This window comes from Sphingomonas phoenicis, from assembly GCF_047238005.1.
In the GTDB taxonomy this organism is placed as follows: domain Bacteria; phylum Pseudomonadota; class Alphaproteobacteria; order Sphingomonadales; family Sphingomonadaceae; genus Sphingomonas.
Genome location: NZ_JBDFMC010000002.1, coordinates 159,864 through 183,179 on the forward strand (window position 1 = coordinate 159,864; position 23,316 = coordinate 183,179).

At 62.9% G+C, this 23,316-nt stretch carries 28 protein-coding genes and 1 tRNA gene; 14 read left to right on the forward strand and 15 right to left on the reverse strand.

Annotated features, from left to right (window positions below; genetic code table 11):
• Positions 1 to 3 precede the first annotated feature (3 nt).
• From ABC319_RS01450 to ABC319_RS01495, 10 genes are all read left to right on the forward strand, one after another.
• A complete protein-coding gene (locus ABC319_RS01450; RefSeq protein ID WP_413068522.1) occupies positions 4 to 360 on the forward strand; it encodes a CoA transferase in 357 nt (118 codons plus the stop codon).
• Positions 361 to 377: 17 nt separating this feature from the next.
• Positions 378 to 1,574 carry a CaiB/BaiF CoA transferase family protein gene (locus ABC319_RS01455; RefSeq protein ID WP_413068523.1) on the forward strand — a complete coding sequence of 399 codons (1,197 nt, stop codon included), beginning with the start codon at positions 378 to 380 and terminating at the stop codon, positions 1,572 to 1,574.
• Positions 1,571 to 2,692 (forward strand): type 2 periplasmic-binding domain-containing protein, encoded by a 1,122-nt coding sequence (locus ABC319_RS01460; protein WP_413068524.1) that lies wholly within the window; start codon positions 1,571 to 1,573, stop codon positions 2,690 to 2,692. Before ABC319_RS01455 ends, ABC319_RS01460 begins: the two co-directional genes overlap by 4 nt.
• 60 nt (positions 2,693 to 2,752) lie before the next feature.
• On the forward strand, positions 2,753 to 3,796 hold the full coding sequence (locus ABC319_RS01465) for a glycoside hydrolase family 5 protein (RefSeq protein ID WP_413068525.1): 1,044 nt from the start codon (positions 2,753 to 2,755) through the stop codon (positions 3,794 to 3,796).
• Position 3,797: 1 nt separating this feature from the next.
• The gene (locus ABC319_RS01470) at positions 3,798 to 6,113 is read left to right on the forward strand and encodes a glycoside hydrolase family 3 C-terminal domain-containing protein (protein ID WP_413068526.1); all 2,316 of its coding nucleotides are present in this window, start codon (positions 3,798 to 3,800) and stop codon (positions 6,111 to 6,113) included.
• A gap of 2 nt (positions 6,114 to 6,115) precedes the next feature.
• The gene (locus ABC319_RS01475; protein WP_413068527.1) at positions 6,116 to 7,072 is read left to right on the forward strand and encodes a glycoside hydrolase family 43 protein; all 957 of its coding nucleotides are present in this window, start codon (positions 6,116 to 6,118) and stop codon (positions 7,070 to 7,072) included.
• A complete protein-coding gene (locus tag ABC319_RS01480) occupies positions 7,069 to 7,719 on the forward strand; it encodes a sugar kinase (RefSeq protein WP_413068528.1) in 651 nt (216 codons plus the stop codon). The genes ABC319_RS01475 and ABC319_RS01480 overlap by 4 nt, the downstream gene beginning before the upstream one ends.
• A gap of 78 nt (positions 7,720 to 7,797) precedes the next feature.
• Positions 7,798 to 8,085, forward strand: coding sequence for a PfkB family carbohydrate kinase (locus tag ABC319_RS01485; protein ID WP_413068529.1), 288 nt, complete (start codon positions 7,798 to 7,800; stop codon positions 8,083 to 8,085).
• Positions 8,086 to 8,395: 310 nt separating this feature from the next.
• Positions 8,396 to 9,520 carry a catalase family protein gene (locus tag ABC319_RS01490; RefSeq protein WP_413068530.1) on the forward strand — a complete coding sequence of 375 codons (1,125 nt, stop codon included), beginning with the start codon at positions 8,396 to 8,398 and terminating at the stop codon, positions 9,518 to 9,520.
• A gap of 146 nt (positions 9,521 to 9,666) precedes the next feature.
• Positions 9,667 to 10,200, forward strand: a complete 534-nt coding sequence (locus tag ABC319_RS01495; protein ID WP_413068531.1) for a sigma-70 family RNA polymerase sigma factor — start codon at positions 9,667 to 9,669, stop codon at positions 10,198 to 10,200.
• Between the two features lie 16 nt (positions 10,201 to 10,216).
• Here ABC319_RS01495 and ABC319_RS01500 read toward each other — a convergent pair.
• From ABC319_RS01500 to ABC319_RS01550, 11 genes are all read right to left on the reverse strand, one after another.
• Positions 10,217 to 10,974 (reverse strand): IS5 family transposase gene (locus tag ABC319_RS01500; protein ID WP_413068532.1). Its coding sequence is split into 2 segments (ribosomal slippage): positions 10,217 to 10,641 and positions 10,641 to 10,974, totalling 759 coding nucleotides; the frame shifts between segments, so codons are not numbered across the junction.
• Positions 10,975 to 11,173: 199 nt separating this feature from the next.
• Positions 11,174 to 11,800, reverse strand: coding sequence for a PEPxxWA-CTERM sorting domain-containing protein (locus tag ABC319_RS01505; protein WP_413068533.1), 627 nt, complete (start codon positions 11,798 to 11,800; stop codon positions 11,174 to 11,176).
• An 89-nt stretch (positions 11,801 to 11,889) separates the two neighbouring features.
• A complete protein-coding gene (locus tag ABC319_RS01510) occupies positions 11,890 to 12,732 on the reverse strand; it encodes a hypothetical protein (protein WP_413068534.1) in 843 nt (280 codons plus the stop codon).
• 36 nt (positions 12,733 to 12,768) lie between these two features.
• Entirely contained in the window at positions 12,769 to 13,065 is a 297-nt protein-coding gene (locus tag ABC319_RS01515; RefSeq protein ID WP_413068535.1) for a hypothetical protein, read from the reverse strand.
• Between the two features lie 511 nt (positions 13,066 to 13,576).
• Positions 13,577 to 14,407: a hypothetical protein gene (locus ABC319_RS01520; RefSeq protein WP_413068536.1), complete on the reverse strand. Its 831-nt coding sequence runs from the start codon at positions 14,405 to 14,407 to the stop codon at positions 13,577 to 13,579.
• Positions 14,407 to 14,757, reverse strand: coding sequence for a DUF3768 domain-containing protein (locus ABC319_RS01525; protein ID WP_413068537.1), 351 nt, complete (start codon positions 14,755 to 14,757; stop codon positions 14,407 to 14,409). Before ABC319_RS01525 ends, ABC319_RS01520 begins: the two co-directional genes overlap by 1 nt.
• A gap of 46 nt (positions 14,758 to 14,803) precedes the next feature.
• On the reverse strand, positions 14,804 to 15,382 hold the full coding sequence (locus tag ABC319_RS01530; protein WP_413068538.1) for a tyrosine-type recombinase/integrase: 579 nt from the start codon (positions 15,380 to 15,382) through the stop codon (positions 14,804 to 14,806).
• 1,030 nt (positions 15,383 to 16,412) lie between these two features.
• Positions 16,413 to 16,571, reverse strand: a complete 159-nt coding sequence (locus ABC319_RS01535; protein WP_413068539.1) for a Flp family type IVb pilin — start codon at positions 16,569 to 16,571, stop codon at positions 16,413 to 16,415.
• 318 nt (positions 16,572 to 16,889) lie between these two features.
• The gene (locus ABC319_RS01540) at positions 16,890 to 17,450 is read right to left on the reverse strand and encodes a PEPxxWA-CTERM sorting domain-containing protein (protein WP_413068540.1); all 561 of its coding nucleotides are present in this window, start codon (positions 17,448 to 17,450) and stop codon (positions 16,890 to 16,892) included.
• A 708-nt stretch (positions 17,451 to 18,158) separates the two neighbouring features.
• A complete protein-coding gene (locus ABC319_RS01545; RefSeq protein WP_413068541.1) occupies positions 18,159 to 18,794 on the reverse strand; it encodes an SOS response-associated peptidase family protein in 636 nt (211 codons plus the stop codon).
• Positions 18,794 to 19,018, reverse strand: coding sequence for a hypothetical protein (locus tag ABC319_RS01550; RefSeq protein ID WP_413068542.1), 225 nt, complete (start codon positions 19,016 to 19,018; stop codon positions 18,794 to 18,796). Before ABC319_RS01550 ends, ABC319_RS01545 begins: the two co-directional genes overlap by 1 nt.
• 124 nt (positions 19,019 to 19,142) lie before the next feature.
• On the opposite strand from ABC319_RS01550, the gene ABC319_RS01555 reads away from it, so the two are divergent.
• Positions 19,143 to 19,814 carry an Npun_F0296 family exosortase-dependent surface protein gene (locus tag ABC319_RS01555; protein WP_413068543.1) on the forward strand — a complete coding sequence of 224 codons (672 nt, stop codon included), beginning with the start codon at positions 19,143 to 19,145 and terminating at the stop codon, positions 19,812 to 19,814.
• Positions 19,815 to 19,960: 146 nt separating this feature from the next.
• Here ABC319_RS01555 and ABC319_RS01560 read toward each other — a convergent pair whose 3' ends face one another.
• Entirely contained in the window at positions 19,961 to 21,229 is a 1,269-nt protein-coding gene (locus tag ABC319_RS01560) for a Y-family DNA polymerase (RefSeq protein WP_413068544.1), read from the reverse strand.
• Entirely contained in the window at positions 21,226 to 21,651 is a 426-nt protein-coding gene (locus ABC319_RS01565) for a LexA family protein (protein ID WP_413068545.1), read from the reverse strand. The genes ABC319_RS01560 and ABC319_RS01565 overlap by 4 nt, the downstream gene beginning before the upstream one ends.
• A 172-nt stretch (positions 21,652 to 21,823) precedes the next feature.
• On the opposite strand from ABC319_RS01565, the gene ABC319_RS01570 reads away from it, so the two are divergent.
• From ABC319_RS01570 to ABC319_RS01580, 3 genes are read left to right on the forward strand one after another with little or no spacing between them, the layout of a single operon-like run.
• The gene (locus ABC319_RS01570) at positions 21,824 to 21,997 is read left to right on the forward strand and encodes a hypothetical protein (protein WP_413068546.1); all 174 of its coding nucleotides are present in this window, start codon (positions 21,824 to 21,826) and stop codon (positions 21,995 to 21,997) included.
• Entirely contained in the window at positions 21,998 to 22,204 is a 207-nt protein-coding gene (locus ABC319_RS01575; RefSeq protein WP_413068547.1) for a hypothetical protein, read from the forward strand.
• A gap of 2 nt (positions 22,205 to 22,206) precedes the next feature.
• Positions 22,207 to 22,572 carry a thermonuclease family protein gene (locus ABC319_RS01580; RefSeq protein WP_413068548.1) on the forward strand — a complete coding sequence of 122 codons (366 nt, stop codon included), beginning with the start codon at positions 22,207 to 22,209 and terminating at the stop codon, positions 22,570 to 22,572.
• A gap of 166 nt (positions 22,573 to 22,738) precedes the next feature.
• Here ABC319_RS01580 and ABC319_RS01585 read toward each other — a convergent pair whose 3' ends face one another.
• Together ABC319_RS01585 and ABC319_RS01590 are read right to left on the reverse strand one after the other, a co-directional pair.
• Entirely contained in the window at positions 22,739 to 22,921 is a 183-nt protein-coding gene (locus ABC319_RS01585) for a hypothetical protein (protein WP_413068549.1), read from the reverse strand.
• Between the two features lie 314 nt (positions 22,922 to 23,235).
• Positions 23,236 to 23,311: transfer RNA gene (locus tag ABC319_RS01590), tRNA-Thr, on the reverse strand.
• Positions 23,312 to 23,316: the final 5 nt, after the last annotated feature.

Below are 23,316 nucleotides of genomic sequence, written 5' to 3' on the forward strand. Positions count from 1 at the left end.
GGAATGCGCACCGACGTAGCCCCCCTTACGGGCGTGCACATCCTGGACTGCCTGACCTCGGTTGTCGGACCCCTGCGGCCGGAACGATGGCGTGACCAGGGTGCGCTTGTATCCAGGGTCAGGCTCACCGTCGGACAGGCATCGTCGCAAACGAGAATGCCGGTGCTGGATTACGAGGATCCCTTGGTCTTCGACATGTCATGTGATGCCGCGCGCGCCAGTTTCTACGAACTGGTCAGAAACAGTGATGCGCTGGTTCACAACTATCGCCGGGGCACGGCCTCGCACCTTGGCGTGGACCGAGAGGCGTTGAAGGCCGTCAATCCCAATCTTGTCTACCTGACGGCTTATCGCCGCTGAACAATCTGGATGAACCCATGAACATTCTCGAAGGTATAAAGGTGCTTGATTGCTCTATCGCGATGGCCGGTCCGTTCTGTGGTCAGCGACTAGGCGATCTCGGGGCAGACGTCATCAAGGTCGAGCCGATCACGGGCGAGTGGCAGCGTCACGTCTCGGCGGGTGGCCTGAAGGGCAACAAGATCAACGTCAGCTTTCTGTCGCTCAATCGCAACAAGCGGTCGCTGGCGGTGGACCTGAAGGCCGATGAGGGGCGACAGGCTCTCTACGAACTCGTCAAAACTTGCGATGTATTCATCCAGAACTATCGTCCGGGCGTCGCGAAGCGGCTGGGCGTCGATTATGAGACGCTGAGCGCCATCAACCCGCGCCTCGTCTACGTCTCCATGTCGGGCTATGGTGAGACGGGACCCTACGTTGATCGCCCCGGACAAGATCTAATTCTGCAGGGGATGTCGGGCGCGATGCTGTCGGCAGGCCGGGCGGGAGAGCCGCCGCTCGCGGCTGGTCAGTTCCTGGTCGACGCAGTCGCGGCCTATACTGCGTTTGAAGGCGTACTCGCCGCGCTCTTTCATCGGGAGCGGACCGGCGAGGGGCAGAAGGTCGAGGTCAACATGCTCGACGCCATCGCCACGCTGCAGATGCAGGAAATCTCCGTCCACACCGTGGGTGGCAAGCCGCAGGAACGCTCCGCCGAGCCTCATGCCCATGTGTTCATCCGCGCGCCCTATGGCAGCTTCGCCACGTCGGACGGCTACATCATCGTCGCGTTCCCGCCGTTGGCGAAGTTCGGCGAGCTGATCGGCGAACCCGCCTTTGCCGGGCTCGAGGACGAGGTCGACGGCTGGAAGCAGCGCGACATGATCTTCGCAAAAACCGGCGAGCGGCTCCGGACGCGTACGTCGGCGGAGTGGCTCAAGCTGTTCCGCGAGCACGACATCTGGTCCGGGCCTGTCTATTCCTACGATGATTTGGTCAACGATCCGCAAATCCAGCATAACGGCACCTTCATCGAATACGATCATCCGACCGAAGGACGCATCCGGACCCCGGGCTTTCCCATCAAATTTTCGGCGACCCCGTCGACCGTGCGACGGGGCGCCCCGTTGGCGGGCGAGCATTCCGTTGAGGTGCTCCGAGAGTTCGGCTTCGACGAAGCCCGGATTGACGAGCTGGTTAGCAGCGGCGCCGTGAAGGCGGGCGATCCTTCGTGAGCAGGTTCCGGGGGCTGACCTGGGATCATCCGCGCGGCTACAATTCGCTTGCGGAGGCGGCGTCGAGTGTCCCGGATCTGATCCAATGGGGCAGGCAGCCTCTTGAGGGGTTCGAGAGCAGGCCTATCGAGGAGATATGCGCCGAGTACGATGTCGTCGTGCTCGATCATCCGCACCTGGGCGATGCGCTGGGCGCGGCGTGCCTGCAACCGCTCGACAAGCTCATCGCTTCCGAGAAGCTTGCTGCGATCCGGGACCGGACGATCGGCCCCTGTTTCGACAGCTACGTGATGGACGGGCACACCTGGGCGCTGCCGCTGGACGCGGCGGCCCAAGTCTCCGCCGGTCGGCTCGACCTGATGAATGCTCCCATGCCGGACAGCTGGACCGACGTGCAGCATTTCGCCAAGGGTGACGCCGGCTTCGTCCTGTCGCTTGCGGGGCCTCACGCCTTCCTGTCGCTGCTCTCGATGTGTGCCACGTTCGACGAACGCTTCGGCACGATCGCGCAGGGGCTGCTCGAACCGCATCACGACGCTGCCGTGGCGCTGTTTCTCGATCTTCTCTTTCGATCGCATCCGATCGGGTCGATCCATAACCCGATCGGGATTCTCACGGCCATGGCGGCCGGAGAGGGTCCGACCTACTGCCCCCTGATCTTCGGCTACGTTCCGTTCGCGGAAGAAAGCGCGGTCGAGCCGGTCGTCTTCCGGAACGCTCCCTCGGTGGGTGGGGCTAGGCATGCCGTGCTGGGGGGAACGGGCCTCGCCGTAACTGCGCGTTGCGTTCCGGATCGGGAACTGCTGGACCACCTCGTCTGGTTGATGTCCGCCGATGTGCAGGCGGACTTCCTGCCTCGGCACAGCGGTCAGCCGAGCGCCGAGGCCTCATGGGCGTCTCCTGCCCTGAACGGCGGCAACAACGGCTTCTACGCCCATACGCTGGCGACGCTCAGGCATGCCTTTGTCCGACCGCGGGTGCCGGCCATTGTTCCGGCGCAAAACCGCGCCGCTTCATGGTTGCGCGACCTGCGCGGAGGACCGGCGCCATCCGCGTCGGTGGTCAGGGACCAGGTCAATCGCATCCTCGCTAAGGAAACTGCGGACTTCGGCGCCTGATCGCGCCGGCCAGCACCGGGCACCCCGAAATGGGCGGCGTCGAAGAAGGGAAGAGGCAGGATGTTCAGAAGTTTTTCCGCGCTCGCGATAGCCTTCGGGGCGTTGGCGGTCAGCGTGGCTGCCGCCGCGCAGACCTCTCCTCGAACAGCAGCTGCTGCGGGCGCCATACACCGGGGGGTGAACGTGCTCGGCTACGACCCGCTCTGGGAGGATTCCTCGCGAGCCCGGTTCAGGACGTCGCACTTCAGGATCATTCGCGACGGGGGTTTCGACTTCGTTCGGATCAATCTTCAGGCCTTCCGGCACATGGATGCGCAGAACCGCCTGCCAGCGCGCTGGTTTTCAATCCTCGATAAGATGGTCGCCGCAGCGCGCGAGGCCGGATTGTCGGTCATCCTGGACGAGCACGACTTCGAGGCTTGTGCCAAGTCGGTTCCCGAATGCCGTACCAGACTGCTGGCGTTCTGGGAGCAGGTGGCGCCGCATTACGCGCGCCAGCCTCAGTCGGTGCTGTTCGAGCTGCTGAACGAGCCGCACGGCAAGCTGGACGACGATGCCTGGAACGATCTTCTCGTCGAAGCGCTCGGCCTGGTGCGCAGGACTAACCCGGAGCGCACGGTCGTCATCGGCCCGTCGTCCTGGAACAGCTTCCGCAACCTCGAGAAGCTCCGGCTGCCTTCGGGTGATCACGACATCGTGGTCACGATCCACTACTACGAGCCGTTCAACTTCACTCATCAGGGCGCGTCTTGGACCGACCTGAAGAAGCTTCACGGGGTCGCATGGGGGAGCGCCGCCGAGCGGGCGCAGCCGGCGGCCGACTTCGCCAAGGTTGCCGACTGGTCGCGCATAAACAAGCGCCCGATCTTGCTCGGTGAGTTCGGCGCCTATGACGCCAGCGGTACGCCGTTGGCATTGCGCACGGCCTACATCGGTACCGTGGCCCGTGCGGCGGAGGCGAACGGCTTTTCCTGGGCGCACTGGCAGTTCGACAGAGATTTTGAGCTGTACGACATCGACCGGGGGCGCTGGGTCGATCCGATCAAGGACGCGCTGATACCGGCGGAGCGCCAACCTCCGTCCCATCCTGCCAAGGGGAATTGAGATGCCAGCCGTTGTCGCAAGAAAGTCGGTGCTCGCCGCCTGGGGTACGTTGGCGTTCTGCCTGGTCATCCCTGCTGCTGCCGCGCAGACCACGAACAATGCGCCTGTGGCTGCCGAGGCGCTAAGGAGCGGCCCCGCAGCTCGCCCCTGGATGGATGTCGGTCTCGATCCTGCCAAACGCGCGGAGCTGATCCTCCGCGAGATGACCTTGTCGGAGAAGCTGACGCTGGTATTCGGCTACTTCCCGACCGAGGCTGCATGGCAGAGGACGGCTACGAAGAATTGGGTCTTCCCGAAAGACGGCCGCCCAGCCTCTGCGGGGTATGTGCCCGGGATCGACCGCCTCGGCATCCCTCCGCAGTGGCAGACCGACGCCGGCGTGGGCGTAGCAAGCCAGCGCGGGCCGACGCCACGCCTACGCACATCCCTTCCCGCCGGCATTGCGACGGCGGCCACGTGGAACCCGGAGCTCGCCGAAGCCGGTGGGGCAATGATCGGCCATGAAGCCTTCCTGTCTGGCTTCAACGTCCAGCTCGCCGGCGGTGTAAATCTCACGCGCGAGCCGCGCAACGGCCGCAACTTCGAATATGCAGGGGAGGATCCGTTGCTGGCAGGCACGATGGTCGGCCACACCATCAAAGGGATCCAATCGCAGTACGTCGTCTCCACCATGAAGCACTTCGCCTTCAACGATCAGGAGACGAACCGCTTCACGATCGACGTCAGCATCGGCGAGCAGGCGGCGCGCCAGTCGGACCTGCTCGCCTTCGAATTCGCCAACGAGATCGGCCGTCCCGGATCGGTCATGTGCGCCTACAATCGGGTGAACGGCGCCTATGCATGCGAGAACGACTGGCTGCTGAACAAAACCCTCAAACACGATTGGGGTTTCCAGGGCTACGTGATGACCGACTGGGGCGCCGGTCATTCGACCACGCAAGCCGCCAATGCCGGGCTGGATCAGGAATCGGGTTGGGCCTTCGACCGCTCGCCATACTTCGAGGAAGCACTGCGCGAGGCGGTCAACAACGGCCACGTACCTGAGGCTCGTGCGACCGACATGGCACGCCGAATCCTTTGGGCCATGTTCGCGAACGGCCTGTTCGACCATCCAGTGGCAGGGGACAGGGCAGACGCGATCGACTACGCCGCAAACGCCGCGGTGGCGCGGGCCGACGCCGAGGAGGGAATCGTGCTCCTCAAAAATGCTGGCGGTTTGTTGCCGCTCGCGAATACCGCACGATCGATCGTTTTGATCGGCAGCCATGCCGACGTGGGAGTACTCTCTGGCGGCGGATCGAGCCAGGTTTACCCGCATGGGGGGCCGCCCAGCGGCCTTGTCGTTCCCGACGAATACGGGAAGGGCTTCCCAGGCCCCAAGCTGTATCATCCCTCTTCACCAATGATGGCGCTACAGGCGGCCACGGGTACCCGGGTTACCTATGTCGATGGAAAGGACGTCAAGGCGGCCGCGGCCGCGGCCAAATCCGCTGACGTCGCGATCGTGTTTGCAGAGCAATGGACCGGAGAGTCGATCGACGTTCCCAATCTGAATTTGCCGGACGGGCAGGACGCATTGATCGACGCCGTTGCGCGCGCGAACCGCCACACAATCGTGGTGCTCGAGACTGGAGGCCCGGTCGTCATGCCATGGCTGCCTCGCGTCGGCGCGGTCCTGGAGGCATGGTATTCTGGCGCGGGTGGCGGCGAAGCGATCGCGCGCGTTCTGACCGGAAAGGTCAATCCTTCGGGTCGGCTGCCGGTGACGTTTCCGGGTTCGACGACGCGGCTTCCACGGCCGAAGATGGACGGTGACCCCAAGCTCGACCGTGACGCGCATCCTGCCAGCGACTACAACGTCGAGGGTGCTGCCGTGGGATACAAATGGTTCGAACGTTCGGGCGCCAAGCCGCTCTTCCCGTTCGGGTATGGCCTCTCGTACACGACATTCGCGTTCTCTGGACTGTCTGCGCAACGGCAGGACACGGGCGTCGTTGCCCGCTTCAAGGTTGCCAATACAGGCAAGGTAGCCGGTCAGGCAGTGGCGCAGATCTATGTAGGAGGAGCGGGCTTGGAGGCACCGCGCCGTCTCGGCGGATTTCGCAAAATCCGCTTGGCTCCGGGCGAGAGCAGATCCGTTTCGGTGGCGATCGATCCACGCCTCCTCTCCACCTTCGATCCTAAGTCCCGATCATGGCGGATCGCAGCAGGCGACTATCGCGTCGATCTGGCGTCCTCGTCGGCCGATCGGGCGCAGAGCGTGGGGCTGCGTTTTGACGAAAGCACCATCGAGCAAACCGGCATAAAAGGGGAATGAGAATGGGGCTTGATCTCAGCAAACGCGAGCTGTTGGCCGCGAGCGGGGCGCTCCTGCTCGCCGGCCCAGTAGTGGCTGGGCCGGCGGCGGACGACGTCCTGCTACTCTGCTATTTCCAGGACAAGGATGAGGGCCGTGAAGGGCTGCGGCTAGCAACAAGTCGGGACGGTTACGTCTTCGAACCGTTGCGCGGTGGCGCTCCGTTCCTGAAGCCAATGATTGGCGATAACCGTCTGATGCGCGATCCGTCAATCACCCGCGGTCCGGACGGTGTCTACCACATGCTCTGGACGACGGACTGGTTCGGCGAGGTCATCGGTCATGCCAGTTCGCGGGATCTGCGAAACTGGTCGCCGCAGCAGGCAATTCCAGTGATGCGATCGTTCAGCGGGGTCCGCAACACTTGGGCTCCGGAAAGCTTCTACGACCCGGTGCGCCGCCATTTTGTAATCTTCTGGTCCAGCAGCGTCGCCGGACGGTTCGGAGCGACGGACGAGAAGGAGTTTGCCGGGATGAATCATCGCCCCTATTGCACGACCACGCGTGACTTCAGAACGTTCACGCCCACCCGGCTGTGGTTCGACCCGGGCTACGACTCCATCGACTTCACGCTTCTGCGGCTCGCCGATGGGGCCTTGAGACTCGTGTTCAAGGACGAGCGGCACGGAAAGGTGCTGCAACGCAATCTGCGCACCGCCGAGGCAAGGACTCCGCTGGGCCCGTTTGGACCCGCGAGCCCAGCATTCACCCCTCCCATGACCGAGGGCCCCACCGCCACCCGCCTGGGCAATCGCTACATCGTCTATTACGACATCTACGAGGAGCACCGGTTTGGGGCCAAGATGACCACCGAATTCGTCGTATGGGAGGATGTGTCCTCTCGCGTTTTGTTCCCAGTCGGCGCCCGTCACGGAACGGTGCTCCGGGTTCCCTCCAAGCTCGTCGACGCGCTGATATGAGGGGGGAAGGTCGTCTGGTGGCCTTCGGAGAGGCGATGCTCAGATACTCACCGCCCGGTCGAGAGCGAATGCTGCAGTCTCCACGGTTGGACGTCTGGGTAGGCGGCGCAGAAGTGAACGTCGCGACACAGATAGCCCGTTTCGGAGGCCGTGCAGGATTCGTAAGCGCCCTTCCGTCGGGACCACTGGCGGACGCCGCGCTGTTCGCGCTTCGCGGCAACGGCGTCGAGTTGGACGGGATGGTGAGACGTCCCGGTCGGATGGGGCTGTATTACGTAACGGCGGGTACCGGCATGAGAGCGACGGAGGTGCTCTACGATCGCGCCGGCACGGCGTTCGCCACCGCACCTGCGGATACTTGGGACTGGGCTGAGGTGCTGCAAGACGCAAACAGGCTGCACCTGTCCGGCATAACTCCGGCTCTCGGCGCACAAGGCACCTCCGCCGCGCTTACGGCTGCCAGCGCCGCGAAGCGTCTCGGCGTCCCGGTTTCCTTCGACGGCAACTTCAGGGCCCGGCTATGGGACGCGTGGGACGGAAGACCTGACCGGACGTTGCCGAAGCTCGCCGCGCACGCTGACGTGCTCTTCGCCAGCCATCGGGACATCTCACTGCTTCTTGGCACAGAGTACCGCGGCGACAATTAAGAAGATCGCCGTGCGGCAGCCAAGGCGGCGTTCGCACGGTTTCCGAGCCTGTCGCTCATTGCGTGCACCATTCGGCAGGTGCACGATGCCGACAGCAACAGCCTAGCGGCCAGGATTGATATGCGGGACAGGTGGGTCGAGACCGAACCGGTCCGGATCGACACGATCATCGACCGTATTGGCGGTGGGGATGCGTTCGCTGCTGGGGTGCTCCATGGCCTAAGTACCGGCATGTCGACGGAGGAGATCGCGGACTTCGCGCTGACCACGAGCCTCCTCAAGCATTCGACGCCGGGAGATGCCGGCGTGTCGAGCGTTTCGGACGTCGTTGCGGCGATGGGATCGGAGTTCGACGTGCGCCGATAGCGGCCACCCCACCCTGATTGCGAGTGGGTCAGCGCGGGTGGGCGAGCGATCTGTCCCGCAAACATTCCCACGTGAGAGATGATGTCGAAAGCATCTTACTTTTTCAACAGCCACGGACGGTTGTGACACCAACCCCCCATCTCCGGCCAAATTTGTTTTAAGCAAAAAGCTGAACAGTCGCGCCCCCCCTCCACGACACGACACAAAGAAATTTGCGGTCTTATGTGCGGACATCGGCGTTCAGGCGTTTGGAGTCGTAACGACTTGGTCCGCGATGCAGGCCGTGTACATCTCCAGCGAAAGAACCCTCATGACCGACGCGATCTCCCATTCTGCGATCCGCTACACGCCTACGGTCGAAAAGCCCGAGGCTGACGAGGGGGAGACTATCAGGGGCCTGAACGAGCAGTTCCACCTCATCCAGGAGCAGACGGCCAAGGATTATGGATCGGCGGTGCGCGGCGTCCATGCCAAGGCGCACGCGATCGTTAAGGGTCGGATTGAGGTCTTGGACGGGTTGACGGCACCGCTCGCACAGGGGCTTTTCGCCTCCGCCGGCTCCTACGACGTCCTGATGCGCTTTTCGACGCTGCCGGGTGACATTCTCGATGACAGCATCAGCGTCCCGCGCGGCCTGGCGATCAAGCTGTTCGATGTTCCCGGTGATCGCCTGTCTGGTTCCGAGACGGACAGCACGCAGGATTTCGTTCTCGTCAACGGACCTGCGTTCGCCGCTCCCACCCCCAAGGCGTTCCTCGCCAACCTGAAGATGCTGGCCAAGACGACCGATACGGGGGAAGGGCTGAAGAAGGCTCTGTCGGCGACGTTGCAGGTGGTCGATGCCGCGCTGGAAACGGTAGGGGTCAAGAGCCCGACCGTCCAGACGTTGGGCGGCGCGCCCAACACGCATCCGTTGGGCGAAACCTACTACACCCAAGTGCCCTTTCGCTACGGCGACTATATTGCGAAGCTGTCGCTTGCGCCCGTGTCACCGAACATGACGGCGTTGACGGGTGACAAGGTCGAGACAGCGGGCCGCCCCGACGCGCTGCGCGAGGATATCGGCGAGGTCTTCATCGAGCAGGACAGCGTGTGGGAGTTGCGGGTGCAGCTTTGCACCGATGCGGAAACGATGCCTATCGAGGATGCGTCGGTCGTCTGGGACGAAAAACAAAGCCCTTTCGTCGCGGTCGCCCGCCTCACTGTCCCCGCACAAGTGAGCTGGGAGCATGGCGCCAGCGACGGCCAAGACAAGGCCATCGCGTTCAGCCCTTGGCATGGGCTTTCGGCGCACCAGCCGATCGGAGGCGTCAACCGTGCTCGGAAACCGACCTATGAGGCCTCGGCCAGGTTCCGCGGCGACTTCAACGGGTGCCCGATGCACGAGCCGCGCTCGCTCGGCGATGTTCCGGCAAAGGCCATGACGATCGATTGAGTGCGTGCCGCACCAGCCCGCTGCATTCCAGGCCGGGCTGTGCGGCCGTGGCGGCTGATCCACGCCTTGCAGCCGTCCCTCCCGTTACGGTCTCGCCGATGAAATCCAGTCCGGTTCTTACTCAATCGTCTGTTGACGGTGCACGAATGCACCTGGTCGAGCAGTTGGCCAGAACCGGTCTGGAGGACCAGGCGGCGTTCCGCGATGTGTATGTCCTGACATCTGCAAAACTGTTCGGCATCTGCCTGCGGATATGCGGTGAGCGAGCAGCGGCGGAAGACGTGCTGCACGAGATCTATTTGATTGTCTGGAAGCGTGCAGGTGCGTACAAGCCATGCTTGGGCAGTCCGATTACTTGGCTGGCTACCATCGCGCGCAATCGCGCGATCGATTGGCGACGTAGTCAAATGTCGCGCAGCACCCTTCCACTTGCCGATGCACCGGATTTTCCAGATCCTGCATTAAGCGCGGAAGCGCTGATGCTTGCGGATGAAACATCCCGCCGTCTTCACCTTGGTCTCGCCGAACTGGACAGCCGCCACAGCGATGCGATCCGACATGCATTTTTCCATGGCTACACCTATGCCGAACTCGCCGAAGTCGAAGGCGTCCCGCTCAGCACGATGAAAAGCTGGGTGCGTCGCGGCCTGCGCCGGATGCGGGATCACCTCGAGGCCTAGGGTCAGGACTCGTTGATCACAGCCAGAAGATGACGGTGGCAGCGAGGGTGACGGCAGCGAAGAAGGCCGTGGGGCAGCGATCGTAGCGGGTGGCAACGCGCCGCCAGTCTTTGAGACGGCCGAACATGATCTCGATGCGGCTGCGGCGCCGGTAGCGGCGTTTGTCATATCTGACCGGCTCGTTGCGCGATCGCCGGCCTGGGATGCAGGGCTGGATGCCCTTGGCATGGAGAGCGTCCCTGAACCAATCGGCGTCGTAGCCCCGGTCGCCGAGCAGCCACTGCGCTTTCGGCAGGTCGTCCAGCAGCGCTGCCGCGCCGGTATAGTCGCTGACCTGTCCGGCCGTCATAAAGAAGCTCAAGGGGCGGCCGTTCGCATCGGCGACGGCATGGAGCTTGGTGTTCATGCCGCCTTTGGTTCGCCCAATCAGGCGGCCGAGATCCCCTTTTTAACCCGCAGGCTCGATGCAGTGCGGTGCGCCTTGAGGTAGGTCGCGTCGATCATGACCGTCTTGCGCTCGGCGCCGGCCGCAGCCAGCCCCTCCATCATCCGCGTGAACACGCCCGCCTCGCCCCAACGCTTCCAGCGGTTGTAGAGCGTCTTGTGGGGCCCGTAGGCGCTGGGTGCATCGCGCCAGCGCAGGCCGTTGCGGTTAACGAACACGATGCCGCTCAGCACTCGCCGGTCATCGACACGCGGCTTGCCGTGGCTCTTGGGAAAGAACGGCCGCAGCCGCTCGATCTGCTCGTCCGTCAGCCAAAACAGGTCGCTCATCCCGGTCTCCTCACGGAGCCTGAATCAGATCGCACCCCTCAGATCAATAGGTCCTCACCCTAAGTGTCGCAGAGCGTAGCCAGGGTTTGGACGATCCGCTCTCTCGACGGAGAGCGTCGATCGCCTCTGGAAGCCGCATTCATGCCCTGCTTCGGCTCAGGTAGTAGCGGACTGGCCGGAACCTGCCCGCCATCATTGATCATGCCACCAACAGGCGCGCGCCCCGCCGGCGCAGCTGAAGCCCAGCAACACCAAACCCTGCCAGCATGAGCGCCCATGTGGACGGTTCAGGCACGGTGATAGCGACGTTGATCAAGCCAAGCTGCGCGGTGTCCTGGTCGAATTGGCTGATCCGGACATCAGTGACGCGGCCGGCATAGCGAGTCTCACGGCGATGGCTGATGGCGTTGTAGGTGACCGACGAACAGCCGGGATCAGACACGAAGCTGTTGACTGGCAGGACTGCGGCGCCGGGAGCGGTGTAGCAGGCGGTGGCGATGAATCCAGCACTCTGGTCGCCCTGCTCGATGTGGAAGGCGGTGCTGGTCGCTGTCAATCTGGTGAAGGCGGGATAAAGCAGAAAGGGATCTCCGACGAAGGAGAGGCTGTCGGCGCTGCTGCTGATCACGGCAGGGTCTCCCGCGGTGGGCACGACATAGGTGAAGGTGAGGTCGCGCAGCGCCGACTGGTTGCCAGCAAAGACATCGAGACCTGAGCCGCTGGTCAGAAGTTCGATGCGGGTGAAGGTGAAGGTGGCGGCGGCAGCTGCCGGCGCCACGGTGATGGCAGCAACAGCAGCCAGCAGCAGGTGTTTGGTCGAGGTCATGTCATTCTCCCTGTTCATGGTCTTTGGTTATGGGTGGGGGCGCTGCGCTACGCGCTGCTGCCAGCGGCGCGGCGATCAGCTTGCGTTTCTCACTGCTGCGGAGCTGGGTTAGACGTAGCGTCGGCTTCGCTCTCACCATTTCCCTCTGCATACTCCTCCTCGTCGGCGCGCTGCGCAGCCGCGGCAGCCTGTAATTCGGGGCGCGTGCAGCGGCGGTGCCGCGCAGTCTGGCCATCGTCGTAGGTGGCGGTGAGCTCGTTCGTGTCGGCGTCGGTGATCGCCAGCCGCAGGGTCTTGGCGCTTCCGGTCACGATGACCTGCGTACCCGTCATTGACCAGCGCGCGTCACCATCTTCGGTTTTCAGCTCGCCCTTGCGGCCAAAGTCGAAGTACGGTCCGGTAATGCAGGCGTCCGTCCCCGCATTGCCGTCAACCCAGCGCCCGATCAGCCAGCCAGGCTTGACCAGCGCCTCAAGCGCTGCCGTCGCCGCTTGCTCACCGGCCCGGCTCTCCTCGATGCTGGCGCGGGTCTCGACATCGTTGGTGATCCGCTGGCGCAGCGGCGTGGTCGGTGCCGTGACAAGGAAGGTGTCGGCATTCTGTGCCGAGGGCGAGACAATGAAGTCGATCGCCACCGGCTCGATGAGCGTGCCGTCGGGTCCGTCGACTTTGACCCACGCTTTGCAGTGTGCCTTGGCAACGACTTTGTCGAAGCTCTCCAGCGACGCCCGGTCGAATGAGATGGTGTAGTCCTTGCCAGCCTGGGCGTTGCCCTCAGGCAGGATGAGCTGGCGCAGCGAATCCTCGATGTCGCTGGCCACACAAACCTTGGCATCGCCAGCACGTAGCAACGTCATGGTGGGGTTGGTGTCGGTGCTGGAACAGGCACAAAGCCAGGCAGTGGCGGCGAGTGCCGTAAATGTTGAGCGCATGATGTGATCTCCGAGATGTTTTGGCGCCGAGACGGGTCAGCGACCTGCTTGGGATCGAGATGCATCCTGGGACGGCACCTCGTGCGCCCACTTCCAATAGTCTTTGCCAGTCTCGCGAAGGAGATAGTTGGCTCGGCGATAGAAGCGCCCGGCTTCCTCGAGCCCCACTTCGCGCGCCAACGAGGCACGAAGTTGATCGAGCTGGTCGTTGCAAGAGATAGCAGCCAGCTGTCCCGCTTCATCGCCACTCTTACCAGCAAGTTGGACCGCCCAAGCGATGGTCTTGTCGCCGCACGCTGCCCATTCTTTGTAAGAAGCGTAGTACGGCGCCATAAACACGAGCTCGTAAGTCCGTTTCTCAGGGACTTGCGGTCCGGTCGTTGCTGCTTGCGTTGGCGAAACAGCGGGTGCCGAATGCGTCTGCGCGTGTGATGCTGCCGATGTCAGCGCCAGCACGATGGCTGCAGTTGTCCATGACCGACCATGGCCGGTAGTCGGGCCTCGTCGTCTCATATCCTGGATCATTCTGTGCTTCCCCTTCGTCGGGGCGCACGTCGATCTCCGTGCGCCGCCCCTATGTCCGTTCGGGGCGGCGGCCGAAGCCGGATGTTGGAAACCTGATCAGCGAGCAGGCGCATGCGCCTTTATCGACCGAAGCCGACTGGACATACGCGCATGCCACCCGGCCCCCAGTTTCCTGGTGACCCGGTCATGCTGATCGAGGTTTCCACGCCCCGCACCGCGGCTTTCACGCGGTGCAACAGTGATGCTAGGCGGCTGGCTCCGCGCGTGCAAGCGCGAGCGAGCCGCTCCTCTGACCCATGATCGACTTAGTGCTTTTGGGTCAGTCTGCACTAAGTGGCGCGGAGGCTGGTGGCGGCCGTGCGAGATCGAGGCGCCAGCGTCGGTAGACGAAGCCAAAGGCGCCATCTGCCAGCTCGTCATAGGCGAGCGGCTGACCCGATACATAGACGGTGTGCAGGGTAGGGGAGGGGTGCTGGACCCGCCCGTTCAGCCCACATGCTTCCCAGTTCGAGCAGGAGACGTAGGCGCGAGGACTGCCATCGGCGCCAGCCTGAGACAGAAAGCGCCGTTTGGCGTCCAACATGGCCGCGCGGCTCATCCGGTCGTGGGTGGGATTGATGATGATCGTGGCAGCGATGATCGCCGCACCTGCTGCCGGGTCGATGAAGCGCGGGTGCTCGCGGCCTTCGACGATGTTGAGTTCGCCACAGCACAGCCCGAACAGCGTGCCCGCTGGTGTATGCAGGCGGCGTTGATCGACTGCCCGCGCGAACCGGTCACGACCGGGATGGGCAGATTGCCGCGTCTCGGCCCTGGTCGCGAAGGCCTGGCGACCGAAGCGGTGCAGCGCACCGTCGGGCAACACCGCCCACATGGCGTGAAGGCGGCCAAGATCGCGACGAGGGCGCCCGTCATGGTGAACCTCGGTGATGATGGTGGTGCCGCTCTCCTCGTCGGCGAGACCGGCGGCGAGCTCGTGCAGCTGCCGGCGGGTGCGGAGTGCATAGCCGGCGGTGACGAGAAGGTCGGGGGCGTATGCCTCGACCGCGGCCAGGATGAGCCGTACCCGCTCGGCTGGTGCCAGCAGCATCTCACTGCGGCAGCGGGCAAAGGACAGCGTACCGACCGATACGGCGCGCTGCGTCCCCATCAATACTCCTCCGCCAGCATGATGGTGAGGACGCGGCAGGTAAGGGCAGGGTCGGTGGGATCTGCCGATCCGAAGCGCAGGGTCGGGTCGTAGTAGCTGATCTTCCAGAACAGCCGTCGACCGGCCCAGTCGAAGGCGCCGAAGTCATGCTCGCCGTATGGGTCGTTGTCGGGCGAGAAGGCATCGAAGCTGCGCACGCACGCGTGAATGGCAGCAACCGCAGAATTCCCGAGTTGAGCTATACCGCGAGTAATAACGATCTGACCGCCCAGCCCGGTACGGCGGAAGCGGTCGTTCAATGCGGCCAGTGACCGCGGTGCACGCAAGGCATGAGTCGTCGACGTCGCCATGAGGCAACTCCTTTCATCGGTGATGGTGGCAGGGTAAGGGGAGCTGTTAGAGCAGGCGCACGAGCTTGCGCTGGGCGTCGCGATCGCCCTCGATGTAGCGTTCGGTGGTGGTCAGGTGCCGATGGCCGGCAAGCTCCTGGACATCGCGCAGCGATCCGCCGGTGCGCGCAACCAGGCGCGCGGTGCGAGTGATGAAGGTACGCCGGCCCGAATGCGACGAACAGCCATCCAGGCCGAGCTCGGCATAGGCCGCGGCGAACCAATTGACGATGCTACCAGCGGTCATCGCGCGGCCTCGTTCCGACAGCACGACGGGCCCATCGCGGGGCTGACCCATGGCGCGGTGCAGCCGGCCCAGCGCTTGGCGCAGGTCAGGGTGGAGCGGCAGGCGGCGGGCATGGCCACCCTTGGCAATGCTGCCTGCGACCAGCAGCTGGTCACCCAGGCCGCCGCGCGGCTTCAGCACCATCGCCCAGGTCAGGCCGGCGATCTCGCAGGCTCTCAGGCCTGCCTTGTAGCTGAGAAGAACGATGACGCGATCGCGCACGGCATGGCGGCGCGTGTCGGCATGCCGAAGCAGTCGACGCACGTCCGCACCTGCCAGCACCCGGGCCGGGTGGGGCATGATGATCTCCAATGATGGTGGAAGGCCGCGCAATGGCGCGCCAGCATTATTGTAGCATGGCTTATCGACCAAGGCAAGTTGTTGTATCTGAACGGAAATTTGACGCATTCATCACTGAAGCTTCCTCTAGGGATGATGCCGCAGCGAACATCCGGCGCTAAGAGTCTCCCGCCGATTTAGCCGACATGGTAGCGGAAGGCAGCTACAGAGGATTGTCGACGAGTGCTGCGACGGTGACACGTGCGAGCACATCGTCCTCTCCAGTGGCGGTATGTACCAACTAGGTCGCTGTGGTACCGTCCTGCCCGAGGAGGATGCTCCGGACCTGCTTGCAAACGCAGCCATCTCTAATCAATGATTATCGGGCTTCTAAAGTAGAGACGCTGAACAACAATCGACGGCGATGGCGCTTGGGGCTGCCAACGATGTTAGCTGTTGGCGGCGTTGGCATCCGTGCTCAGGCGGGCAAGTAGCAGACACGCCCCCGGCCCAATTGCCAAGCTGCGTCGGGGGGGGGGCCGGAGCCCCGTCGGGACCGGCTTGGGATCAACAATCCAGATCAATCGAGTTCGATCCGTGACGCCCCCGACCGAGCGTGGGGCTGGTCGGGGGCGGAGGCCTAACCCTGCGAGCAGCCTCGATACAGACACGTTCAACTCTCGTGCGCAGACGCACAGTTCAGGAACTGCAAAACGCTCCCGGCGAGAAAGGAGCAAACGCCGGGAGCGCCCAGTCGCGCCGCCCTGCATAGCGCGCCTGTTCTGCCGCAACGCACAAACACTTTAAAGGTCCAATGCGATCGCAGACCGTGGATGCGGATCTGCGTTCCGAGGCGGTGCGCCTAGCACTGCGGGTGATTTGGCCGCACTGTCGCGAGCGATGGCCGCTTGTGACGCAGCGGGAGGCTGAGGGTTACGATTACGAGATCGGTCGGCGTCAGTTAACGACCGCGACGCTCAACGGCATCGTACATCAGCTGAGGCAGGCGGGCGGGTATCAGGACTAGATACCCGACAGCACGAAGCGGGGCTTACTTCATGTTGTTGCCCACCTTAGTGAAGGTGTTGCCAACCGAGGTGCCCACTCGCGACATAGCACCGATCGCGGCGACGGCGATCAGGGCTGCGATCAGCCCGTACTCGATTGCGGTAGCGCCTCGACGATCATGCAAAGCTTTGATGAAAAACATTTCATATCTCCTGCTCACTGGCAGTGGCAGGAGGAAGCGAATAGTCCGTTAACGGTACGAGATCGCCTCCCACACTGAGCCTCGCCGTCGAAGCACGCGCGCCGCGGAGACGCGTCCGGCAGTCTTGATCCCAGGGGGCCTGCCGAACGCGCGGCGGTCCACAGGGAGGGGGATCGCCGAGCATTTCGGTAGCACTTACGACGATAAAGTCAGGTCGATCTATGTGTCTAAAATGCAATTAAACTAATCTTTACAGCGCAACTGTAAGTGGCCGCCGGATCGCTCCGACGGCCTCCTCTCGATCGTCCTGAGGGAAAATCAGGCGTAGGTGACGTTGCTGCTGCGGCGACGATAGCGTGCAGCTGCACCAACCATGCCGAAGCCCAGCAGCATCATCGCCCAGGTGGCGGGCTCAGGTACAGCCGTCGTAGCGGTAATCGCCGTGTTGGCTGTGGTCTCGAACCCGTACCCTTTGAAAATGTTGTTCGTGGTAAAGACGAAGCCATAGTAATTGTCAGTGCCAACTGTCGCACGGATACCGAGAAAATTGTTACCGTTCGAAAAGTTCACAGGAGTTGGACTGGGGAACGATGCATAGCTGCCGAATACATTCGGGCCATACTGCACCGTTCCGCGGTCAACGAAGCTCGACGACGGATTGCCGAAGACAGAGGAGAAAGCGCCGCCCGTCCCGTTGGAAACAAGAAGAGGAGCGGAGAAGCTATCTACTGCAGAAAGAGTGAACGACACGCCTTGCACGGCGAAAGTGAACGGCGAGTTGAGGATGTTTGCGTTGACCTCAGTCAATACCGGTGCGGCATTAGCTGGAGCTGCTACGAACGCGACTGCTAACGCAATCGCCGAAACCATGGCTTTCATGAGGTCACTCCCTGTGCGGTACCACGTGGCACGTCCGCCGCGCGTGGAGAAGTACGGTTAATCATACAGAAAGGTTTCAGGCGCTGTTTGCAGACTTGTGCCATTTTGGGCCGAATGGCGGGCACCTCGCTAGCACTTTTGCCATAAGCCGCATTTCTGAGCCATCGGCTTGGTCGGGAACGCGACGGCAAAACGACCCGATGAAGTTTGACTCGCCGGGCCATGAACGTGCCGTTGACGGGGCTGTTCACTGACGGCTGGGCGTCGTTTAGGTTACCTCAGTCGCTCACTGTATTGAAGATTGCTTCAGCAACAAAACGTCACAAATCAGTTGCGACGGAGCAAACGTTAAACGCTAATCATCTCGGATGAGGTTAGGGGATCGGTACATACTGTGAGTGAGAGGTTTGCCTTCCCAAAGCCGCCGACCCCGGCAGTTGTCGAGCGGATGAGGACGCTTGCCAAGGTGGCGCTCAGGCGCCGCGGCTTCTCAGAATTCGAGATCTCAGCTTACTTCAACACAGGCGTCATGCCGATCTCGCCTAAGTCGCGATCGGGGCCTAACCTTGAGACTTAGCCCGCTAATAGGGGTGCGAGGACGGCGCGACCCCGTCGGACCGCTTCAGCATAACCGAAAGGACGAAGCAGCCCATAATTCCGACCAGCCCCACCATCAGCACCGCGGCGACTCACACCAGGCGGCGCTCTCTAGGCGTCACCCTTTCGCCTGGTCGGGAATACAGGCCCGCGTACCGTCATAGGCTCGGTTGGGTACGGCTTCTGCAAAGCGACGATGTCGTCGTAGCTGCCCTGCAACCAGCGATCATGATCCTCGGGCGCTAGGATGGTGATCATCGCCTTGGGATGGATCGGCGCGACCAGCTCGTTCGGATCGCAGGTGACCATCGTGAAACCGGCACCTTCCTTTGTATGCTGCCAGAACCCAGCTACGGCGAAGGTCGGCTGGTCGGTGACCGCGAACCACATCTCGCGCTTCAGCGGCGGCTTTCCGTCGCCCAGATCGTGCTTGTCGGGCGTCCACTCGCAAAATTCTGTTAGCGGTACGAGGCAGCGGTTCTCGGGCTTGTCCGCAAGCTTCCGCCACTGCGGCAGTCCAAGGTTGCGGACGTTGGTCATCGGCCAGGGTGCCTGACCGCCTAGGACATCCCAGCTCATCACGTCCCAGCCGCGGATGCCGTCCTGCTCGCGAATGACATAGTTGCGTCTCTTGGGGCGCAGCTCCTGCGGGTTGAATGTGTTTTCGCGGGGGCGCTCGTCGAAGAGTTTGCCCGTCGAGCTGAACAGCGTCTCGGGTTCACCCTTGTAGCGCGCCCGATTGCACATCAGCGACTGTGATCCGGTCGGCCGCCATCCTTGCTGTCCGGCGCTTCTTGCCCGTCGAGGGTCGCGGCATAAGCAAGCAGCGCGTCGACAACTTCAACCACAATGGAGCGCTTGCCTTCCATTCCAGAGGACGCCGGTACAGCTTGGAGCCGGTCGGCGACTTCGTTAGCGTCGAACGGCCATGACGGGGCCGCACTGGTTCCGCGATCGGTGCCTTGGGTCATCCAGCTTCTCTAGTCTCAAGGCATGCGCTCTGCCAGCGATGTCGCCCTTTAAATTGAGTCGTTTACGCCCTGTTAACCATTCCTGCCGTCTACACCGTCGGCGAAACGGACAGGAAGATTAAGTATGCGGACCACTATCTACGCTGCTGCCATAGCCGGCAGCCTGGCTGCCACCTCGGCTGGAGCCGTGACGTTCACTGCGACGAACGGCGGCCCCGGCACGTTTGCAGCCTCTGCTGCTGACGCGCAGTATACCTTCGAATCTGCCGTAACGGGTAGCGGTGGCGAGCCGGCTGGCTTTGCCCGTACGGGTGGTCAGACCACGAATGTTTCGATCAACGGGATTGCCGCCAATCCGTTCGGCGCGACTTCCGGCAACGGCTTTCTCTACGTCACCGCCGGGGGCATCTCGACCATCTCGGCGCTGGCAACGACCTATCAGATCATCTCTTTCTACGTTGGCTCGATCGATCTCGGCAACACGGTGTCGCTGCTCGCCGCTAATGGGAGCATCCTTGCGTCTTACGATGGCGATGCGCTCGCTTCACCCATCGCGCCCGATGGGCAGCAGACCTTGCCGCAGACCAATCGCCTGATCACGTTCGTCGCGGATGCTGGCGAGGCCTTCTCGGGCATCAGCTTCTCATCGAGCGTCAACTCGCTGGAGGTCGACAACGTCCGCTTCGCCACCGCGGTGCCAGAGCCGGCAACGTGGGCGATGATGCTGGTGGGCTTTGCGATGGTGGGTGCGGCAGCGCGTTACCGCCGTCGCCTGACCAATGTTCGTTTCGCCTAGGTTGCTCCCTGTTTCATAGGCGCTAACTCTGGCCGTCGGGAGCGATCCCGGCGGCCTTCTTTGCACACAATCTGCCCGCCACAACCGCAGACTGGCTCTTGTTGCCGGTGCGTACGGTGCTTTGGTGCTGCCTTGTGCTCATACCATTACGCTCGGACCGTCGGCACCTCAGCGATACTCGTCGTCCATGCAGGGGATCGCATTTCCGACCGCAGCTTCCATTCGCGCCTGAACCCCTGTGATGCAGTTACCGCGGTCCATCTGCCGAACCGTCCGTTAATCTCGTCGAGGGCCCCCATGAGCCGGTTGCGCTTGTCGGTGTCGCCCTCGAACAGCGTGCGCGGCCGCAGATCGGCGGCGACCAGATCATCCAGCATGATGCCAGCCTTGGTATAGGCGTAGCCATCCCGCCACGCCCGCTCAGCCCCCCGCCTGGCGGCGGCGATCAGTTCCAGGCTGTCGTTGGTCATCGGGTGCAGCGTCACGGTGCGCGATCCGGCATACTGCGGCCGCTCGGGCTTGTGCCGGTTTGTATGAAAGAAGGCCGTCAGCCGCGCTGCGACCAGGCCGTGGCTCCGTAACTTCTCGCCAGCGCGTAGAGCATACTGGCTGAGCGCTCCCATCAAACCGTCGAACGTCGTCACCGGTGTTCCAAAGGACCGGGTTACCGCCATTCCCTTCCGCTGCGGCTCGATCATCTCCACAGCGGACGAGGGCACGCCCCGCAGTTCAGCGACGAGCCGCTCCAGCACGACGGTGCCGACCGCCCGTGCCTGCTTCATCGGCATGTCCCTGAGCGCCTCAGCCGTGTCGATGCCAAGCGCTGCCAGCTTGCGTGCAGTGGCGCCTCCCACTCCCCAGACATCGCCAATCGGAAAAGCGGCCATGACCTGCTGTCGGGTATCCTGATGGCGCAGATCGGCAACGCCATTGAACCGCGCATCCTTCTTCGCGGCGGCGTTGGCGAGCTTGGCGAGCGTCTTCGTCTCCGCAATGCCGACGCAGGTCGGGATGGTCGTCCACTGGCGCACCTGGTCCCGCATGGCATGGGCGTGGGCTACCAGGTCGCGGCTCTCGAAGCCGGCAAGGTCAAGGAAGGTCTCGTCGATCGAGTAGATCTCGAAGTCGCGGGCGAATGCCTCGCAGGCGGCGATCACCCGGCGCTGCATGTCGCCATAGAGCGTGTAGTTCGACGACAGGACACGGATGCGGTGCTGGCGTACCTTGTCGCGCAGGTGGTGGATGGGATCGCCCATCTTGATCCCCAGCGCCTTTGCCTCTGCCGACCGAGCGATGGCGCAGCCGTCGTTGTTGGAGAGGACGATGACCGGCACCCCGACCAGACTGGCGTCGAACGCCCGCTCGCAGGACACATAGTAGTTGTTGCAGTCGATCAGCGCGATCGGCGGGCTCATGGCACCTGGCGAGCGACGCCCACCACCACTCCCCAGATCTCCACATGCTCATCGACCAGGATGTGCGAATAGCCTTCAGCCTCGGGCACCAGCCAGTGGCGGCCATCCATGTGACGCAGCCGCTTCAAGGTGCGTTCGCCGTGCACCAGCGCGACCACGATGGCACCCGCCCGCGGTTGCTTGGCGCGGTTCACGACGATCAGATCTCCGTCGTTGATCCCAGCGCCGCTCATCGACTGCCCCTCGACCCGCATGATGTAGCTGGCGGCAGGGTGCTGGACGAGCCAGGCGCCAAGGTCGATCGGCTCCTGCATGTCGTCCTGAGCTGGAGACGGGAAGCCGGCGGGAGTGCGGCACAGGAAGAACGGCACCTCCCGCGGCACCAGTTCGTACGGTATGTCGTGGAGCCGTAACCCGCTCATGCATCAGTCCCTTTTCTGACACGCCTTGTAACGCCAGCCAGAACGTAAAGGGAACAATGATTCTTGCAGAAGCCGGCTGCCGCTCGTATTTGGCCGCTCAAGAACCGGCTCGCAGGTCGTTGCTCGATCACAATCGAGCAGCACGGATGCAGTCGGATCGGCGGAGTGGATGATGCTGAACGACAAAGAGCGGGGTTACTATGCACGCCGCGCTGAAAAGGAGCTGCTGATGGCCGCTGCGACCGAGAACCGGGGCGCCTGTGCCAGCCACTACGCGCTGGCCAACCTGTACCTGAACCTGGCCTCCGCTGCGGAGGCCGAGGAGAAGCTTGCCCAGGCCGAGTAGGTGGCGCTCCATTTCATCGGCTTTCGCGGAGACGAATATACCCGAGCGGTGCGCCTGTTTGGCCTACCCGACTTCATCCATATCGGTTGGGATAGATGGGCAAAGCAGGAGGTGATGCTGGACGACGTGGCGGTGTTCGCGCGGGACACAGCTGATGATGCCCCATCCGCCTACAGCTTTCCCGACATCCGAGAAGACCAGCCCTGACGATGCCCGTCCTACCGCCACCCTTCATCTGTGCCGTCGTCTCGGTCTACGACGCTGACGGACCCATCCGGTGCGTCAACGGCATCAAGGTGCGCGTTGCCGGCATCAATGCCCGCGAGACGGACGGATCCTGCCGCATCAACGCCCCGTGCCCAACGATGCCCCACGAGCAGGCAAAGCCGATCGTCGAGCGCCTGGTGCTGCACAAGCGCCTGTTCTGCCAGCCGGTAGGGCGCAGCTACCATAGGGTTGTCGCCCGCTGCACGCTGCCGGATGGTCGATCGCTGTCGTGTGCGATCATCGCGGCCGGAGCAGGGGTCAGGTGGGACCGCTACTGGCAGCAGTACCGCATGGGCGAATGCCGCTGATAGCTGGCGTGGGGGAGGGGGCGAGAGCATCATTGGATGCTGCGTGCCGGCGCCTTGCAACCAAAAGAGTAAGTGGAGCGCCACCGGATCGCGCCAACGGCCTCTGAACCTTCAGCGGGCATCAGCACCCCCTGAATCTCGCTGCCGCCACCGCTCCGCCTGGTGATCAGTCGTCGTCTTCATCGTCCACGGTGTCTGCTTCGAGCCCAAGGTCGCGACTGAACGTCAGCGTTACCGTGTCTCCATCTTCATCAGCCTCGACCAATTCGTAGTGCTCCTCGGCAGCTGGCTCCATGACAGCTTCTACAAGCGCGCGGACTTCGGGCGAGAGGCCTTTTAGGTTCATCATCAAATGCCTTCTTGGTTCAATCGAACGCGCAACGAAGGTCAATGTAGAAGTGTCCGTTACCGACTTGTAGAACCCGACTCAACGGCAAGGAAACTGGTGTGAGTGGCTAGAGCACCGAGACCACTTACAGCTGAGGATAGGTCGGGCGACGGGATAAATGATTATCGATACCTCGCCCCAGAAGCTGAGATGGTGACAATCGCAGCGAAAAGAAGGTGCGCCCGCAATCGAACCGCTCTGAGGGGTGATGCGAGGTAACGATCCTCTCCCCTCGAGAAAACTGTTAACTCAATCAATGGCTTGAAAGCCAGAAGTGGTGCCGGTTGCAGGAATCGAACCCGCGACCTTCGGTTTACAAAACCGCTGCTCTACCAGCTGAGCTAAACCGGCGTACC

What these genes read in the sequence shown, in the direction of transcription:
- ABC319_RS01490 (WP_413068530.1), top strand. Translation starts at nt 8,396, where the DNA reads ATGACCGACGCGATCTCCCATTCTGCGATCCGCTACACGCCTACGGTC.
- ABC319_RS01525 (WP_413068537.1), bottom strand. Translation starts at nt 14,757, where the DNA reads ATGGCGACGTCGACGACTCATGCCTTGCGTGCACCGCGGTCACTGGCC.
- ABC319_RS01570 (WP_413068546.1), top strand. Translation starts at nt 21,824, where the DNA reads ATGCTGAACGACAAAGAGCGGGGTTACTATGCACGCCGCGCTGAAAAG.
- ABC319_RS01560 (WP_413068544.1), bottom strand. Translation starts at nt 21,229, where the DNA reads ATGAGCCCGCCGATCGCGCTGATCGACTGCAACAACTACTATGTGTCC.
- ABC319_RS01535 (WP_413068539.1), bottom strand. Translation starts at nt 16,571, where the DNA reads ATGTTTTTCATCAAAGCTTTGCATGATCGTCGAGGCGCTACCGCAATC.
- ABC319_RS01540 (WP_413068540.1), bottom strand. Translation starts at nt 17,450, where the DNA reads ATGAAAGCCATGGTTTCGGCGATTGCGTTAGCAGTCGCGTTCGTAGCA.
- ABC319_RS01580 (WP_413068548.1), top strand. Translation starts at nt 22,207, where the DNA reads ATGCCCGTCCTACCGCCACCCTTCATCTGTGCCGTCGTCTCGGTCTAC.
- ABC319_RS01585 (WP_413068549.1), bottom strand. Translation starts at nt 22,921, where the DNA reads ATGATGAACCTAAAAGGCCTCTCGCCCGAAGTCCGCGCGCTTGTAGAA.
- ABC319_RS01545 (WP_413068541.1), bottom strand. Translation starts at nt 18,794, where the DNA reads ATGTGCAATCGGGCGCGCTACAAGGGTGAACCCGAGACGCTGTTCAGC.
- ABC319_RS01465 (WP_413068525.1), top strand. Translation starts at nt 2,753, where the DNA reads ATGTTCAGAAGTTTTTCCGCGCTCGCGATAGCCTTCGGGGCGTTGGCG.
- ABC319_RS01520 (WP_413068536.1), bottom strand. Translation starts at nt 14,407, where the DNA reads ATGGGGACGCAGCGCGCCGTATCGGTCGGTACGCTGTCCTTTGCCCGC.
- ABC319_RS01550 (WP_413068542.1), bottom strand. Translation starts at nt 19,018, where the DNA reads ATGACCCAAGGCACCGATCGCGGAACCAGTGCGGCCCCGTCATGGCCG.
- ABC319_RS01455 (WP_413068523.1), top strand. Translation starts at nt 378, where the DNA reads ATGAACATTCTCGAAGGTATAAAGGTGCTTGATTGCTCTATCGCGATG.
- ABC319_RS01475 (WP_413068527.1), top strand. Translation starts at nt 6,116, where the DNA reads ATGGGGCTTGATCTCAGCAAACGCGAGCTGTTGGCCGCGAGCGGGGCG.
- ABC319_RS01555 (WP_413068543.1), top strand. Translation starts at nt 19,143, where the DNA reads ATGCGGACCACTATCTACGCTGCTGCCATAGCCGGCAGCCTGGCTGCC.
- ABC319_RS01510 (WP_413068534.1), bottom strand. Translation starts at nt 12,732, where the DNA reads ATGCGCTCAACATTTACGGCACTCGCCGCCACTGCCTGGCTTTGTGCC.
- ABC319_RS01505 (WP_413068533.1), bottom strand. Translation starts at nt 11,800, where the DNA reads ATGACCTCGACCAAACACCTGCTGCTGGCTGCTGTTGCTGCCATCACC.
- ABC319_RS01495 (WP_413068531.1), top strand. Translation starts at nt 9,667, where the DNA reads ATGCACCTGGTCGAGCAGTTGGCCAGAACCGGTCTGGAGGACCAGGCG.
- ABC319_RS01470 (WP_413068526.1), top strand. Translation starts at nt 3,798, where the DNA reads ATGCCAGCCGTTGTCGCAAGAAAGTCGGTGCTCGCCGCCTGGGGTACG.
- ABC319_RS01480 (WP_413068528.1), top strand. Translation starts at nt 7,069, where the DNA reads ATGAGGGGGGAAGGTCGTCTGGTGGCCTTCGGAGAGGCGATGCTCAGA.
- ABC319_RS01565 (WP_413068545.1), bottom strand. Translation starts at nt 21,651, where the DNA reads ATGAGCGGGTTACGGCTCCACGACATACCGTACGAACTGGTGCCGCGG.
- ABC319_RS01450 (WP_413068522.1), top strand. Translation starts at nt 4, where the DNA reads ATGCGCACCGACGTAGCCCCCCTTACGGGCGTGCACATCCTGGACTGC.
- ABC319_RS01530 (WP_413068538.1), bottom strand. Translation starts at nt 15,382, where the DNA reads ATGCCCCACCCGGCCCGGGTGCTGGCAGGTGCGGACGTGCGTCGACTG.
- ABC319_RS01515 (WP_413068535.1), bottom strand. Translation starts at nt 13,065, where the DNA reads ATGGCGCCGTACTACGCTTCTTACAAAGAATGGGCAGCGTGCGGCGAC.